15 protein-coding genes are annotated in these 16,032 nt (G+C 61.6%); 14 read left to right on the forward strand and 1 reads right to left on the reverse strand.

Annotated features, from left to right (window positions below; genetic code table 11):
* Positions 1–5 precede the first annotated feature (5 nt).
* Both AB4Y32_RS25775 and AB4Y32_RS25780 read left to right on the forward strand, forming a co-directional pair.
* Positions 6–731 carry an amino acid ABC transporter ATP-binding protein gene (locus AB4Y32_RS25775; RefSeq protein ID WP_368724064.1) on the forward strand — a complete coding sequence of 242 codons (726 nt, stop codon included), beginning with the start codon at positions 6–8 and terminating at the stop codon, positions 729–731.
* A gap of 29 nt (positions 732–760) precedes the next feature.
* Positions 761–1,684: a LysR substrate-binding domain-containing protein gene (locus tag AB4Y32_RS25780; RefSeq protein ID WP_368724065.1), complete on the forward strand. Its 924-nt coding sequence runs from the start codon at positions 761–763 to the stop codon at positions 1,682–1,684.
* A gap of 196 nt (positions 1,685–1,880) precedes the next feature.
* Here the strand turns inward: AB4Y32_RS25780 and AB4Y32_RS25785 are convergent, their stop codons facing one another.
* Positions 1,881–2,570, reverse strand: coding sequence for an oxidoreductase (locus AB4Y32_RS25785; RefSeq protein WP_368724066.1), 690 nt, complete (start codon positions 2,568–2,570; stop codon positions 1,881–1,883).
* A 589-nt stretch (positions 2,571–3,159) separates the two neighbouring features.
* Between AB4Y32_RS25785 and AB4Y32_RS25790 the strand changes: the two genes are divergently transcribed.
* The 12 genes from AB4Y32_RS25790 to AB4Y32_RS25845 all read left to right on the forward strand — a co-directional run bounded on the left by AB4Y32_RS25790 (position 3,160) and on the right by AB4Y32_RS25845 (position 16,025).
* Complete coding sequence (locus AB4Y32_RS25790) at positions 3,160–4,962, forward strand: alkaline phosphatase (RefSeq protein WP_368724067.1); 1,803 nt, start codon at positions 3,160–3,162, stop codon at positions 4,960–4,962.
* 67 nt (positions 4,963–5,029) lie between these two features.
* Complete coding sequence (locus AB4Y32_RS25795; RefSeq protein WP_368724068.1) at positions 5,030–6,214, forward strand: N-formylglutamate amidohydrolase; 1,185 nt, start codon at positions 5,030–5,032, stop codon at positions 6,212–6,214.
* A 776-nt stretch (positions 6,215–6,990) separates the two neighbouring features.
* Positions 6,991–7,176 carry a hypothetical protein gene (locus tag AB4Y32_RS25800; protein WP_439899844.1) on the forward strand — a complete coding sequence of 62 codons (186 nt, stop codon included), beginning with the start codon at positions 6,991–6,993 and terminating at the stop codon, positions 7,174–7,176.
* A gap of 153 nt (positions 7,177–7,329) precedes the next feature.
* Complete coding sequence (locus tag AB4Y32_RS25805) at positions 7,330–7,758, forward strand: hypothetical protein (protein WP_368724070.1); 429 nt, start codon at positions 7,330–7,332, stop codon at positions 7,756–7,758.
* A 69-nt stretch (positions 7,759–7,827) separates the two neighbouring features.
* Positions 7,828–8,073 carry a hypothetical protein gene (locus AB4Y32_RS25810; RefSeq protein WP_152758927.1) on the forward strand — a complete coding sequence of 82 codons (246 nt, stop codon included), beginning with the start codon at positions 7,828–7,830 and terminating at the stop codon, positions 8,071–8,073.
* A gap of 93 nt (positions 8,074–8,166) precedes the next feature.
* Entirely contained in the window at positions 8,167–8,826 is a 660-nt protein-coding gene (gene narL, locus AB4Y32_RS25815) for a two-component system response regulator NarL (protein WP_368724071.1), read from the forward strand.
* Positions 8,827–8,963: 137 nt separating this feature from the next.
* Entirely contained in the window at positions 8,964–9,608 is a 645-nt protein-coding gene (locus tag AB4Y32_RS25820) for a helix-turn-helix domain-containing protein (RefSeq protein ID WP_368724072.1), read from the forward strand.
* 330 nt (positions 9,609–9,938) lie between these two features.
* Positions 9,939–10,802, forward strand: coding sequence for a formyltetrahydrofolate deformylase (gene purU, locus AB4Y32_RS25825; RefSeq protein WP_368724073.1), 864 nt, complete (start codon positions 9,939–9,941; stop codon positions 10,800–10,802).
* Between the two features lie 125 nt (positions 10,803–10,927).
* Positions 10,928–12,115: an FAD-dependent oxidoreductase gene (locus tag AB4Y32_RS25830; RefSeq protein WP_368724074.1), complete on the forward strand. Its 1,188-nt coding sequence runs from the start codon at positions 10,928–10,930 to the stop codon at positions 12,113–12,115.
* 11 nt (positions 12,116–12,126) lie between these two features.
* Positions 12,127–12,387 carry a sarcosine oxidase subunit delta gene (locus AB4Y32_RS25835; protein WP_368724075.1) on the forward strand — a complete coding sequence of 87 codons (261 nt, stop codon included), beginning with the start codon at positions 12,127–12,129 and terminating at the stop codon, positions 12,385–12,387.
* Entirely contained in the window at positions 12,388–15,354 is a 2,967-nt protein-coding gene (locus AB4Y32_RS25840; protein ID WP_368724076.1) for an FAD-dependent oxidoreductase, read from the forward strand.
* Complete coding sequence (locus tag AB4Y32_RS25845; protein ID WP_368724077.1) at positions 15,351–16,025, forward strand: hypothetical protein; 675 nt, start codon at positions 15,351–15,353, stop codon at positions 16,023–16,025. Before AB4Y32_RS25840 ends, AB4Y32_RS25845 begins: the two co-directional genes overlap by 4 nt.
* Positions 16,026–16,032: the final 7 nt, after the last annotated feature.

Consider the following 16,032-nt stretch of genomic DNA (forward strand, 5'->3'; position numbering starts at 1 on the left):
TCAACATGATTTCCATCAGCAACGTATCGAAATGGTACGGTCAGTTCCAGGTGCTCGCTGATTGCAGCACCGAAGTGAAGAAAGGCGAAGTGGTGGTGGTATGCGGTCCGTCGGGCTCGGGCAAGTCGACGCTGATCAAGACCGTCAATGGACTCGAGCCGTTCCAGGGCGGCGAGATCACGATCAACGGTGAGTCGGTCGGTGACGCAAAAACGAATCTGTCGAAACTGCGCTCGAAGGTTGGCATGGTATTTCAGCATTTCGAGCTTTTCCCGCATATGTCGATCACAGACAACCTGACGCTCGCGCAGGTGAAGGTGCTCGGACGGCGGAGGGACGAGGCAGCCGACAAGGCGCTGCGACTGCTTCACCGGGTCGGCCTGCGTGCCCACGCCGACAAGCATCCCGGCCAGCTTTCCGGCGGCCAGCAGCAGCGCGTCGCGATCGCCCGCGCGCTGTCGATGGACCCGGTCGCGATGCTGTTCGACGAGCCAACCTCGGCGCTCGATCCGGAGATGATCAACGAGGTGCTCGACGTGATGGTCGAACTCGCACAGGAAGGCATGACGATGATGTGTGTGACGCACGAAATGGGCTTTGCCCGGAAGGTCGCGCACCGTGTGATATTCATGGATCACGGAGGCATTGTCGAAGATGACCTGAAGGAAGCGTTTTTCGCGAATCCCAGGTCCGAGCGGGCGAGAGATTTTCTGGGCAAGATCCTGCATTAGACGCCCCTTCGTACGGGACGGCTGCATCCATGAGACGACTTCCTCCACTACACGCACTCCAGGTTTTCGAAATGGTGGCTCGACACCGCAGTTTCACCCGCGCGGCCGAGTATCTATACCTGACGCAAGGGGCCGTCAGCCGCCAGATTCTCGCGCTGGAGGACTATTACCAGTTTCCGCTGTTCATCCGTGGCCCGAAAGGACTCACGCTGACGGCTGAAGGCGAGATGCTGTTGCCGACGGTCAGGGAGAGCTTTGGGCGCATCGAAGAAGTCTCGCTGCGACTCACACGCCAGCGCACGGATGTCGCATTAAAGGTGCCGACGTGTGTCATGCGATGGATGCTGCCCAGGATCATGCGTTTTCAGGTCGAACATCCCGACCTGCAGCTTCAGATCACGACGACCTGGCAGCATGACGTCGACTTCCAGGCCGAGCCGTTCGATGCCGCCATCATCTATGGTTCGTCGCCCGGAGTCGATGTTCACGCCGTGCCGCTCTTCGAGGAGCAGATCACACCCGTCTGTGCTCCTGAATTGCTGGGCAAAACGCCGCTCAAATGCGTTGACGATCTTGCTCAATTCACTCTGCTGCATCCGACGCGCGACCATCGGGACTGGAAGTTGTGGCTCGATCATGCCGGCGCATCCGGGGTCGATGCGAACCTTGGGCCGAGTTTCGACACACTCGATCTGGCAACGAACGCGGCCATGCAGGGCTTCGGTGTGGCCATCAGTGACCGGACGCTGGTGAGTGAAGACGTGGCGGCGAGGCGCCTCGTCATGCCGTTCGATACCTTTGTCGAGACAGGGTCGCGCTACTATTTTGCGTATCCTGACTGTGTTGCCGGTCAGCCAAAGATGAAGATCCTGAGCGAGTGGATCGCCGTGAACCGGGCGCAACCGGCGCATCCAGTTGACGTGGCCGATTCTCGCGGGGACGCTCACGCCTGAAGTGACGGCAAGGAGCGACGGCACGCGAGTCGCATCGTGCCATAGCCGTGCGACGCGTTTCGATGCTGTTTACCTCCGCACGATGAGACGCAGTCGCCGTTCCTTCTGTTCGAGCGCCTCCTGCGCGCTTTCTCTCATCGTGTTGTCTCGCGCGATCCGTTCATATTGGCAACGCGTGCCGTCGCTCCGCCGCAGGCTATGCGGTATGGTCACCGAGCACGATTTTATGAATGTTCCCGGCGTACACCCATTCGCGGGCCTGGCGCTCAATGCAATCCATGAAAGCCGGGGGACCACTGCAGTAAATCTGAGTGTTGGCATGAGTTGGACTCATTGCGTGAGAACTCTTCTGCGCGATTAGATCGTCGGACAAGCCGAAATAATGATTGACCTCACCATGACGTCGCAGTGCGTGAAGTTCTTCCCGTAGAACTGCGCGGTCGGCCGATCGCGCGAAGTTGTGCACCTCGAACCTTTGCCCCGCCGATGCAAGCCGCTTTGCGATTCCCGCGATCGGTGCTGCGCCTAGCCCACCCGCAAAAAGAATGGATCGCACACGTTCGTCCACAATCGTTGGCGGGCTTTCGGGGATGCCGACAAATACTTCGTCTCGTTCATTCAACGGAAAATCGGACCGCAAATTATTCGCTCTGCCATCGCCTCCTTGTCTCGTGCCGACCACGTAGCCATCGGACAGGGACGAGAACCCGAGCAGAGGATAAATCCTTTCCTTGCCGCCTGCGCTATTCAGACAGAGGGTGACGCGCGACCCATCGTCGAATGGCGGAAGCACCGATTTATGCGTTGGTCGAAGTTCAACGGCGTGGTATCCCTCAGCAATCTGCCATTTCCGGCTTACGATGACGGGAATCAGGTTGTCGTGCATGTCTTCTCCGATAGGGCTGGCATCTTCCGCAATCGGAAGGCGTGTCAGTGTATGGATCGCAGAAAATGGCCGACCCGGCAACTATTGGAAGGGCGGCTATGGTTGAGAGTAGGGCGGACGGGGGTCGCCAGCAAGCCGCTGTAGTCGAATATCACTCATTCGGCCAGGCTAATAGTCGTTCAATGCTGCTCTGCGCAGCGGCGTGTTCTCAGACGTCTGCGTGCCGGACATGCGGACTGCGCGAAAACGGAAATTTATTCTTTCGATGAGAATGAGTTGTCGAAAAGGGCAGACATCGTATGCCGTAAACTGCGGACTTCCGGCGATCATCAACAGGGTCGCGCACGCCGATAGTCACGTCGGTGTGCGTCATGACGGACTTGCCACGGCCGAGCGGTAGCGTGCAGGCCCTCGAAACGGGGTTGTCACGACTTTTCAGAAGCAGATCTCCGAGGTAGTCTTTCACGTCGACTGTTCCATCACTCGTGCTCGATGGCGGGGGGCAACGCTGCCGGGCGAGAGAGGCGATCGCGTGCTGCCGTACCGCGATGCTCTTCAGACATCCACAGTGTATCGATGAGGAGGATCGATGGATCGCCGCCATTTCCTCAAATCGTCGGCTTTTTTCACGATTGCGGCTGCCACCGGCACGTTTGGCGCTCCGCGGCCGGTCTCACCGGCCAGTGCTTTGCGCAAAGGCCGCTATCAGTTTCCACAGGGCGTCGCCAGCGGTGATCCGCGCGATCGTTCCATCGTGTTCTGGACGCGGTGCGTGCCAGTACCTGGCGACGCAAAGCAACGCGCAAAAAGCGTTGCGCGCGCAGTGCCGTTACGACTAGAGGTATCGACGCGGCCGGATTTCTCGGCTCTCGTCGCCAGCGTACCGTTGAAGGCACTGGCCACCTACGATTTCACCGTGCGAACGAAGGTGACGGGGTTCTCACCGAAGACCACGTACCACTATCGGTTCGTCGCCGGCGACGACATGAGCGTCACGGGTATCGCGCGCACGGCTCCCGATGCATACGAGGCCAACAACCGGGTTCGCTTCGCGTGGCTCACCTGTCAGGACTGGAGTGTTAACCACTGGCAAGCGATGAGCCTGCTGGCAGCCGAAAGCGATCTCGATTTCGTCGTGCATGTGGGCGATTACATCTATGAAACGGTCGGGGCCGCGAGGCCCGGCGCAGTCGAGGCAGCGCATCCTTCGCTGCGGCTGCCTGACGGAAGGCCGCTCGCCGATGGCAGCGTATATGCCAATACGCTCGAAGACTATCGGATGCTCTATCGCACCTATCGTACCGACCCGCGCTTGCAGACGCTGCACCAGCGCCTGCCGATGATCGCGATATGGGACGACCACGAATTTTCCGACGACTGTTGGCAAGATCACCAGGTCTACACGAACGCGGAAACGCAGGAGACACAGCGCCGCCGCAACGCCAGCCGCGCGTGGGCCGAGTATATGCCGGTGGACTGGGGCGACGTGCGTTTCGAGCCGCACAATCCGTCATACACCAACATTCGTATCTACCGCGAATTTCGCTTCGGCATGCTGATGCATCTCGTGATGACGGACGAGCGGCTGTATCGCGACGATCACGTCGTGAGCGAGGCGGCTGTCGCCCGCGCGCACGGCCACGATCCGGTCCATGGCGACGACGCAGCCGGCTCGCGCTACTTTGTCGAGCAGGATGTGCTGCAGCGCTTCGAGGCACGGGATACCGCGCAGCTCGGCCGCGCGCCGTCGATGCTCGGCCCGGAGCAGACGCAATGGTGGAAGACCACGATGAAGGGTTCGCCGGCGACCTGGAAGGTGTGGGGCAACGAGGTGATGCTAAACCGTCTATGGGCCGTGATGCCGGGCGCGCCAGAGACACCGGCGGCGCGCCTCGTGATCGATTGCGATGCATGGGACGGCTATCCGGCGCACAAGCACGAACTGCTCTCATACCTGAAGGAGCAGGGCATCCATAACGTCGTCGCCATCAGCGGGGACCTGCATGCGTTTCAGTGCGGCGTCGTGCGGGACAACCCGGACCCCGCATCGGGTACACCCGTGATCGTCGATTTCGTCTGCGCCGGCATCAGCAGCACGTCCTTCTATTCCTACATGAAAGCGGCATGGGGCGGCACACCGCTCGCGTCGCTGGTGGCTACTCCCGCCAAATTCGACACCTTCCTGTTGACGAATAACCCCGATCTCCGCCACGCCGACCACGACGCGCAAGGCTATGCGTCAGCCACCGTTACGCCGGAGAGCTTTTCCGTGGTGTTCAACAAAGTAAGGCCGTTGAACCCGGACGGCACCGCGCCCGCGGACGCCCTGCTCGAGCGCACGCGGCTGACCGTGCCCAGGGACTCGGTCGAGGTACGCGTCGAGCGTTTCTAGCTTCCATTCACGCAGGCATGATGTCGGCGATCGCATCGCATTGTCGCGATCGTATTCCCACAGGTAGATGGTTGCTGCCGCTTCGCAAGCGATCGACGTTGAAGCAGAGCGGCTATTCGGCGCATTGGATGCGCAGACCCGCAGTTCCATGCAAAGCTTTTTTGACGAAGCTGTGGGAGCAGCTCCACTGAATAGTCGATGCGGACATCGACGTTGGAATACCCCGCATTGGGTATTTGGATTGGCTGCGGGGCATTGTATTTTTTCTCAATCCTCCGGCGATGCTTACGGATTGCCAATAAGCGGCTTGCCAGACGGCCCACGAAGTCCAGTCGCCATTTCGGGATCATGGCGCGCGGGTCCATGCCACCGTCCAGAGTTCCCCGACTTCACGCATGAGGGTAAGCAGATGTGCGACCTCGCTTATGAGCATCTATTGCGTACCGACTCGCCGGTACTGGTGGCCACCCCTCATACCGGTTCCATCGTACCGGCTGAACTGCTTGAATATCCCGAGTGGGTTCCCGTCAATGGGCGACTCGCCGATCCTGCCGGGGTGCAGCTTCAACGGGCGGCTAAATCGAACTCTGTATCTTGCATCTCCGCCGTCTATCATCCGTGCGCGATCGACCTCAACGTCGCAAGCGACGTCAGTCTGCCGAAATCTCTTGTCTACGGGTCTCTGTGCCGGACGCGAACTTCGAGTGGCGAAGCGCTGTATCCGCCCGGTTCCGAGCCCACGGAAGCCGAAGTCGGTCGCCGTGTCTCCGCTTACTGGCGGCCATTTCATTCCGCACTGGTTGCTGAACTTCTACGTTTGAGGCGCATGCACGATAACGTCCTGCTGCTCGTATCGCATGCGAGCGCGTGGCTCTCTCCCTATCGTGACTCGCCCGGTGTGTCTGACTGCAACGTCGGGACGAATGGCGGACGCTCGTGTGACAGGCGACTCGTTTCTGCGTTGACCAGATCAGTCGAAGCTCATGGCCGTTCGTGGGTAGTGAACGGCAACATCGCGGATGCATTCGCTGCCCAGCGCTATGGCTTGCCAGTCAGCGGAATTCACGTGATAGAAGTCGAGATTGCCGCTCGATGGAGGGCTGAACTGAATTTGACCGATGCATCAGGTCCGGCACGCGAAGATCCGGCAATGAGCAGCCTCATCGCCAATCTACGGGATGCGATGTCATCGTTGCCTCGCGCGGCTTGTCTTTCGGAGACGGCTTTCATGTCGCCCGGAGAAGCAGACTAGCAACGCCCGAAAGCAGCGCACCAAAAAAAATGACCTCGACTTCCTGAACAAGCCGAGGCCGCAAACATCGCCACCCTGACCGACCGTTGTGGAGACAGCCCATCTCCAACGGCAGATGACGATGACCCTTGGATACCCATGAAACCGCCGGCGTTCGGAGGTTCGTCGGCTTGACGCGAACGTGACAGCCTGGGTGTCAATTCATGACGATGACACTGGGCGTGATTCCAGGTGCTGGTACGTTCTCTTCTAACGTATTCGGTTCGTCACTGCGTACCGCCGTTGCCGGCTCCGCTCGACAGCCTGCCTTGCAATGGATTCCATCGCGCCCATGCCTAGCGACTCAGCAACAGTCCGCGCGTAAGCGTGGTGCCGTTCCGTAAGCGGTGCTGCAAGGTCTCTCGCGTCCATGTATCGGAGCAGAGCGATTTTTCTATGTCCGCATTGGATGCTGTGGTCGTATAGCGCCAGCGCAGCCATAGCGTCGGATTCCTTTCCGACATCCTCGACGAGATTTCGCGTGTCAGATCGTTTCATCTGGAACCGTACCGGGCGCAGAGCAGAGATATGTGTTTCGTCGGCTCACAGTGTCGGTTTCAGACAAACGTATGGCAACCCCCATGTGGAGATACCGCCTGGTGGGTAGTAGATGACCTGATCGCGACCAACTCTTATCCCCGATTACCGTTCGGCAATTGGCTGCCCGATTCGCGATTGCGCTCGAGGCGGTGCAAGTCGCGCATAGCGGCAGCCTTCGACGCCGCGTGTATTGCCGCGTGTATTGCATTGATTGCCGTTGCACGAACGAAGACGTGACGAGCAAGCTGGTGAGCTGTCAGCAGTGCGGCAGGCATCTGTCGGTACGCGATCACTGCTCGCGTCGACTCGCCGCGTTGATCGGCGTGCAGGCCGATGCGGAAGTGCCCGGCGAGCTGCCCGAACGCAGGCCGCACTATCTGTAGATCTGTAGATGGTAGCGCGCAATCCGTCCAGCCTTCCCCATTGATTGCACCGGATACCCCCAGAGAGGGAGCCCCCTCTGGCGGATTGCAAGGCGCTGTTGACCGTCCATACTACAGACACGAATCATCGAAACCTTGCAGCGGAGCAGCATCATGGAAAGCCACAATTTTCTGACCCATCAGCAGATCTTCGACCGGGCAGTCGAGCATCTGTTCTGCCAGGGCCGCGCCGCGTTGCTGCCACATGGCGGCGGTGCATATCGTGGCTACTGTGGAGGATGTCCCGTCGGCAGCTTCATCAAGCCTCGGGATTACATGACCGCGATGGAAGGAGTGCCCGTCCGCTATATCCGCGAACAATCGTCCGACGTCATACCCGCGTACATGGACGTGGGCGTCGCGGCGCTCAGGAAGGCACTGCTGCGCGCCCGCATCAATGTCTACGATCCCGTGACGATCGAATTGCTCAGTTGTCTGCAGAACGTACACGATGTGTTCGGCAAATGGGAATGGCACGAGCGCCTGCAGTCGATCGCGCGCCAGTTTGGTCTCTCGGTCGGCCCGCTGAAGGCGGCGGCCTGATCGGCGCCCTGCAGGATGCATCGGGAGAGAAGGAAACAGCAATCATGAACGGGCGATAGGGCAGAGATCATGAACACCCATCAACACTCTTTACGTGACCTCGTCGAGAAATGGCTGTCGCCGACGCCGACAACACCCGTTCGCGTGACCCGCTTCAGCCGCACGCGAGATGGCAACCGGCGCTATGTCTGCATCGAGGTCGCGCGGCCGGCGTGCTCAGTGGCCATTGTCTTCTTTCGGCATGACGACGGCTCCTGGCGCGTGTTTCCGCCCCGCCGCGAATATCCGGTGATGACCTATCCGGAAGCCGCGTGACGCACTGCATCAACCCGTTTGACCTATGATGAAACCGTCGGTATCCGCGGCATCTGCAGCATCCGGGGCCGATCGAGGTATGAGGAAAAGGACGTGGAGCCAGTCAACACCGTATTGCTGATCGACGATCATGCGCTGTTTCGCAAGGGAGTCGCGCAGTTGATTCAGATGAACCCGGCGTTTCGCGTCGTTGGCGAGGCATCGTCGGGACGCGTGGGCGTCGATCTGGCGGTTCGGCTCAAGCCAGATGTCGTCCTGATCGATCTCAACATGCCGGAAATGAACGGGATCGAGACGCTGGAGTCGATGCGGCAACACGGCGTCGACGCCCGCTTTCTGATGTTGACGGTGTCGGACAACGAACGCGATGTCGTCGCTGCGTTGCGCGCGGGTGCGAGCGGTTATCTCCTCAAGGATATGGAGCCGGAAGAATTGTGCCTCAACCTGCAGAAGGCGCTGCAAGGCACGGCTGTACTCAGCGAGGCGGTAACGGGCAGGCTGTTTCATGCACTGTCGGCCGGGCAGCCTTTGCAAGCCAACGAGGCAGGACTGTCGGCACGCGAGCAGGAGGTGCTCGATTATCTCGTCGAAGGGCTATGCAACAAGGAGATTGCGCGCAAGCTCGATATCAGCGTGGGAACCGTCAAAGTGCACGTCAAGCACCTTCTGCACAAACTCGATCTGCATTCGAGGATTGAAGCCGTCGTATGGCATCACGAGCACCTCGCGCGCCGCAATCCGCCACACGCTTGAAAGCGCATCGTTGAATACATCTGGCGGCCAGTCCTCGTCATCGCCGTCCACTGGTACTATTCGCACTGCGGCCGCCCGAAGGGGCGCGGCCGAATATCCGATTGCCCATAGTCGATAGTCACGTGCAGAGCCGAGCGATGAAAAGCGAGTCAGAGTCCGATTTGCCCAGCAGCCAACTTGAGGAGGCGGCCGACGGAAGGTCGATCGAGTCCTTCCTGGGCAAGGTCGTCAAGGAGCACCGTACGAACCAGGGACTGACGATCGCCGATCTTGCGGAGCAAAGCGGCCTTTCGCGCAGCATGGTGTCGAAGATCGAAAATGGACAGGTATCGACCAGCCTCGATTCGATCGTCAGCATTGCGCGCGCACTGGGCATTTCGATTTCCGCCCTGTTCAAGAACTTCGAGCATCGCGAGGGCAATGCGCAGCATGTGAAGGCCGGCAAAGGCATGGAGGTCGTGCGGCGCGGGACCACGAAGGGACACACCTATCATCTGCTCGCCTATGACCAGGGGCCCGTCAAGCTGTTCGAGCCGTTCCTCATCACGATGGACGATGAAGCCGAGGTATTCCCGACCTTCGAGCATCCCGGCACCGAATTCATCTACATGCTGCAAGGCAAAATGGAATATCGCCACGGCAATCGCAGCTATCTGCTGCAGCCGGGCGACGCGCTGACCTTCCGCGGTTCCGTCGCGCACGGACCCGAGCGCCTGATCAAGCTGCCGATCCGCTTTATCACGGTGATCATGTACGGCCAGTCGCCGGAACTGGACGCCTGAACCTGCATTTCCCCATCTGACCCACGCCGACGACAACTGCTCGCACATTCACGCGCGAGCAGCTTGCAGCCGTCCCGTCGGGACGGAGGACCGTGTCTGTCCCGTATCGTTTCCTGCGCGCTATCTGGTTCGGAATGCAAAGCGTATTCCGGAAAAATGCGCGGTCATCCGCCGTGCATCCCGTGATAAGCGCCGCGCAGTACCCCCGGTGAGGTAGAAAAGAAGTACGGGTGTTTCCTGACAGGAAAAAAAGTTGATTCACATTGACACTTGAATTTCGCCTGGCTACTGTTGTGCTCAATGGTTCCTCTTCGAATCGACGCACACACCATGTCCACCAATACGCACCGTTTCACGCTGACGCTTTCCTGTCCCGACCGCATCGGCATTGTCTCCGCGGTAAGCACATTCCTTGCCGAGCATCGCGGGTGGATCATCGAGGCTACCCATCACGCCGACGAGATCGAGCAGCGCTTTTTCATGCGCCACGAGATTGCCGCCGAGTCGCTGCCATTCGGTATCGGCGGCTTTCGCGAGCGCTTTGCCCACATCGCGAAAGAGTTTGCGATGGACTGGAAGATCTCCGACAACTCGGTGAAGAAGCGGGTCGTGATTCTCGTGTCGAAGCTGGAGCATTGTCTGTACGACCTGCTCGCGCGCTGGAAAGCGGGCGAGCTCGACATCGAGATTCCGTGCGTGATCTCGAACCACGAAACATGGCGCAGCTTCGTCGAGTGGCACGGCATTCCGTTTCATTGCGTGCCCGTCACGCCCGACAACAAGGCCCAGGCGTATGACGAGGTGCAGCGTTTGTTCGAGGACGCGCGTGCCGACACGATGGTGCTCGCGCGCTACATGCAGGTTCTCTCTCCGAAGCTGTGCGCCGCTTATCCGGGGCGAATCATCAACATTCACCACTCGTTCCTGCCGAGCTTCGTCGGCGCGAAGCCTTATCACCAGGCATATGGCCGCGGCGTGAAGCTGACGGGTGCCACCTGCCACTACGTGACGGAAGAGCTGGACCAGGGGCCGATCATCGAGCAGGACGTGATTCGCGTGCGTCACTCCGACAGGCCGGATGATCTCGTGCGCCTTGGCCGGGACATCGAGAAAGCCGTATTGGCGCGAGGCTTGCGTTATCACCTCGAGGATCGCGTGCTGATCCACGGCAACAAGACCATCGTGCTGCGCTGAGCACGCGGCTGCTTCCCCTTCGAACACCGTCGTAGTGTCGCCCCGGCGGGGGCCGCACAAAGGAGCGTTTTATGCCATGGCGTCTCGTCCGCTTCGCTCTCTCGAAGAAACATCCGGAACCGAGGATGTTCACGAGACACGACACTTTGCGTCGTTCATATGACGTTGTGATCATTGGCGCGGGTGGCCATGGTCTCGCGTCCGCCTACTATCTCGCGAAGGAGCACGGCATCACGAATGTCGCCGTGCTCGAGAAGGGGTATATCGGAGGAGGTAATACCGGGCGTAACACCACGATCATCCGCTCGAACTATCTGACGCCCGAAGGCGTGCAGTTCTATGACGAGTCGGTGAAGCTGTGGCAAGACCTGTCGCAGGACTTCGACCTCAACCTTTTCTATTCGACGCGCGGTCACTACACGCTCGCCCATACCGATTCGGCGATGCGCACGATGCGCTGGCGTGCCGAGGTCAACAAGCACTACGGGGTGGACTCGGAAGTCGTGGGTCCGAACGAGGTGAGGAAGGCCGCGCCGATGATCGACATCTCGTGCGGCGGCGTCGCGCCCATCATGGGCGCGCTGTATCACGCGCCGGGTGCCGTCGCGCGGCACGATGCCGTCGCCTGGGGCTACGGGCGCGGCGCGGACCAGCGCGGCGTCGAGATCCACCAGCAGACGGAAGTGCTCGGCATCGACGTGGTGGGCGGCAAGGTCAAGGGTGTGAAGACCTCGCGCGGCTATATCTCGACGAACAAGGTGCTGTGCGCGGTGGCGGGTTCGACGCCGCGCGTGACGGACATGGTCGGTATTCGCACGCCGATCTTCATCCATCCGCTTCAGGCGATGGTGAGCGAGCCGCTCAAGCCCTGGCTCGATCCCATTCTCGTGTCGGGCAGCCTGCACGTGTACATCAGCCAGTCGGCGCGAGGCGAACTCGTGATGGGCGCATCGCTCGATCCGTACGAGTTGCATGCGACCCGCTCCACGCTCGATTTCGTCGAAGGGCTCACGGCGCACATGCTCGAGATGTTCCCGTTCCTGTCGCAGGCGAAGGTGATGCGTCAATGGGCGGGGATGGCCGACATGACTCCGGACTTCGCGCCGATCATGGGCAAGACACCCGTCGAAGGCTTCTATCTGGATGCGGGCTGGGGCACCTGGGGCTTCAAGGCGACGCCCGTGTGCGGCAAGACGATGTCCCACACCGTTGCGAACGATGCCACCCATCCGCTGATCGAGGGCTTCTCGCTCGACCGGTTCCGCCGCTTCTCGCTGACGGGCGAAAAGGGCGCGGCCTCCGTTGGCCACTGACCTGGAGATTGATGATGAAGATCATGACCTGTCCGGTGAATGGCGCGCGCCCAGTGTCGGAATTCGCGTACTGGGGTGAGCTTCGCCCGATGCCCGACCCGATGACCGCGAGCGACGCGCAATGGGCCGACTACGTGTTCTGCCGCAACGGCGCACCAGGCGTGAAGCGCGAATGGTGGTGCCACACGCCGAGCAACACATGGTTCATCGCCGAACGCGACACCGCGAAAGATCTCGTGCTGCGCACGTGGCTTGCCGGCGAGGAGGCCTGAATGCGTCTGACTCCTCACCGCGGCGAATGGATCGAGCGCAACACACGCGTCGATTTCTCTTACGAAGGCAAGCACTACAGCGGCCTCGTCGGCGACACGCTCACGAGCGCATTGTGGGCTTCGGGCGTGCACGTGCTTGGCCGCAGCTTCAAGTATCACCGGCCGCGTGGCGTGCTCTCGCTCGCCAATCACGATGTCAATGTGATGTTTCAGGACGGCGCACGGCTGAACGTGCGTGCCGACGTGACGGCGCTGACGCCCGGCGGCAACTGGCATTCCGTCAACACGTTCGGCGGCGTCGAGGGGGATCGCGCGCGGATCGTCGGCAAGCTCGCCGCGTTCCTGCCCGTCGGCTTCTACTACAAGGCCTTTCATAGCAAGCGCTGGTTCCCGCGCTGGGAGCGCATGTTCCGTGCGATGACGGGCCTCGGGACAGTCGACTTCAAGGCGCCGCATATCCGCACGCCGAAGCGCTATGGCTTTTGCGACGTGCTGGTGATCGGCGCCGGGCCATCGGGTCTGTCGGCGGCGCTCGCGGCGGCCGAAGAAGGCGCGGACGTCGTCATCGTCGACGAGAATGCGCGCACTGGCGGCAGCGGTGGCTATCAGCTGGGCGGCGACGACGACAGGCGCTTCGACATGGTCCGCGAACTGCAGACGTCCGTGCTCGAACATCCGCGCATCCGCGTGATGACGGGCACGCTCGCAGCCGCGTATTACGCTGATCTGTGGGTGCCCCTCGTCGATGCGACGCGTATCACGAAGATGCGCGCGAAAGCGGTAATCGTCGCAAGCGGCGCGTTCGAGCAGCCCGCCGTGTTCCGCAACAACGACGTGCCCGGCGTGATGCTGGCGTCGGCGGCGCAGCGGCTCGTCTATCGTTATGCCGTCGCGCCCGGCAAGCGGGCCGTGGTGCTGACGGCGAACGCCGACGGGTATCGCGCGGCGCTAGACATGCACGCGCGGGGCATCGAAGTGATTGCCGTGGTGGACCTGCGCGCATCGCATGCGAGTGAAGATATGGAGCGCGACCTGCGCGCAAAGGGCGTCGACGTGATCGCATCGAGCTGCGTCGTCGAGGCCGTCGCCGATGGGTCGGGCTCACGGCTGACGGGTGTGCGCGTCGGCGCGTTCTCGACGCAAAACGGCTTGCGCTACTCGACGGCGACGACGCGTCTGATCGAATGCGACACGTTGCTGATGAGCGTCGGCTGGGCGCCCGCCGCGAATCTGCTGTATCAGGCGGGCACGAAGATGCAGTTCGATCACGCTGTCGAACAGTTCGTGCCGGAGCAATTGCCGCCTGGCGTGTTCGCATGCGGCCGCGTCAACGGCGTGTACACGCTCGACAGCAAGCTTCGCGACGGCGCGCGCGCGGGCACGCAGGCCGCGGCCCACTGCGGCTTTGGCGAAGGCAACACGGGCGCTGCTCCGGCGCGTCTCGCCGAACGGGAGTCGCCATCACATCCGTGGCCGATCGTGGGTCATACATCCGGCAAGAATTTCGTCGACTTCGACGAAGACCTGCAACTGAAAGACTTCGAAAATGCCGTGCAGGAAGGCTTCGACAACATCGAGCTGTTGAAGCGCTTCTCGACCAATGGCATGGGGCCGAGCCAGGGCAAGCATTCGAACATGAATGGCCTGCGCATCCTCGCGCGGCTGACAGGGAAAGAGCCACAGGAGGTTGGCACGACGACGGCGCGGCCGTTCTTCCATCCCGTGCCGATGTCGCATCTCGCCGGACGCGGCTTCAATCCGGAACGACGCACGCCGCTGCATGCGCAGCACCAGTTGCTCGACGCAGTGTGGATGCCGGCGGGCGTCTGGCAGCGGCCGGAGTACTACGCCGTCGCGGGCAAGGAGCGCGCGACGTGCATCGAGGAAGAGGCGCTCGCCGTGCGCAACGGCGTGGGCATCATCGATGTGGGCACGCTCGGCAAGATCGAAGTGCGCGGACCGCAGGCCGCCGAGTTTCTGGAGCGCGTGTACGTGTCTAAGTATGCGGGCCTGAAGCCTGGCATGACCCGTTATGCGGTGATGTGCGACGAGTCCGGTGTCGTGATCGACGACGGCGTGATCGCGCGCCTCGCCGACGACCACTTCTACTTCACGACCACGACGTCGGGCGCGGCTGTCATCTATCGCGAGCTTTCGCGCCTGAACACGATCTGGCAGCTCGATTGCGGCATCGTCAACGTGACGGGCGCGTTCGCAGCGGTAAACCTCGCGGGGCCCATCTCGCGAGCGGTGCTCGGCAAGCTCGTCGATCTCGATCTGTCGTCGGCGGCGTTCCCATACCTCGGCGTGCGCGTGACGGGCGTCGCGCTCGGCCCGAACCGTGTGCCGGCGCGTCTGATGCGCGTGGGCTTCGTCGGCGAATGGGGCTACGAAATTCATATTCCCGCCGAGTACGGCGCGGCGCTCTGGCGCGCGCTGCTCGAAGCCGGCAAGGAACACGGCATCCGGGCGTTCGGCGTCGAAGCGCAGCGTCTTCTGCGGCTCGAGAAAGGGCATGTGATCGTGAGCCAGGACACAGACGGTCTGACGACGCCGCGCGACGCCGGCATGGAATGGGCCGTGAAGATGGACAAGCCGTTCTTCGTCGGCAAGCGCAGCCTGCAGATCATCGACCAGTTGCCGGCCAAACAGCGTCTGGTGGGCTTCGCGCTGGATGCGGGCGCGCGCGATACCGGCCTGCGCGAATGCCATCTCGTGATCGAACGCGGCGAGATTGCGGGGCGTGTCACGAGCGTCGCGTGGAGCGCGACGCTGCAAAAGACGATCGGTCTTGCGTTCGTGCGTCCCGCGCAGGCCGAGCCCGGCACTCGCATCACCTTCCGTTTGAGCGATGGCCGGATGGTGCCCGCCACCGTCGTGCCGACACCGTTCTATGACCCTGAGAGCGAGCGTCAGAAAGACGCCGTAACAACAAAGGCGGCTGCGCCGAGGAAGGAGACAGCATGAACGCGCCACTTCGAATGAGCCCCGTATGCGACGCATGGAAGGCGCCGCGCCTGCGATCGGGCGCGCGGGAGAACATGCGCGTCGAGGAACAGGTCGATGCCGCCGACAGCACGCGCGCGGCGACGCTCGGGATCGCCGATGTGTCGTGGCTGGCGCGAGCCGGCTTCAAGGGCAAGGGCGCGGCGGCATGGCTCGAGGCCCAGGACATTCCTGTGCCGGAGCAGCCGAACAGCTGGGCTCCCCTCGCTGGCGGCGGTGTCGTGTTGCGGCTCGGCATTTCCGAGTACCTGATCGAAGACGGCCTCACGCAAGGCAGCTCCGCGAAGATGGCGCACCTCGACACGCCCGTGCACGTGTATCCCGTGCTTCATCAGGACGTCGCGCTCGTGCTGTGCGGCGACGCCGTGAGCGAGCTGTTGCTGCAAACCTGCAATGTCAATTTCGGCGCGCTCGATCTGGCAGCCCGGCCAGTCGTGCTGACTTCGATGGCGGGCGTCGCCGTCACCGTCATGCCAGGCGCCCGGGCGGGCAGGCCTTACTACCGGATCTGGGCCGACGGCACATACGGTCTGTATCTGTGGGAAACCCTCTCTGGCATCGCTGCCGAGCTGGGTGGCGGCCCTGTCGGGGTCGATGCCGTCACGGATATCGATCAGTCGTCCATCCGGTAGCAAGCAA

It is taken from the genome of Paraburkholderia phymatum, assembly GCF_040965635.1.
GTDB lineage: Bacteria > Pseudomonadota > Gammaproteobacteria > Burkholderiales > Burkholderiaceae > Paraburkholderia > Paraburkholderia phymatum_B.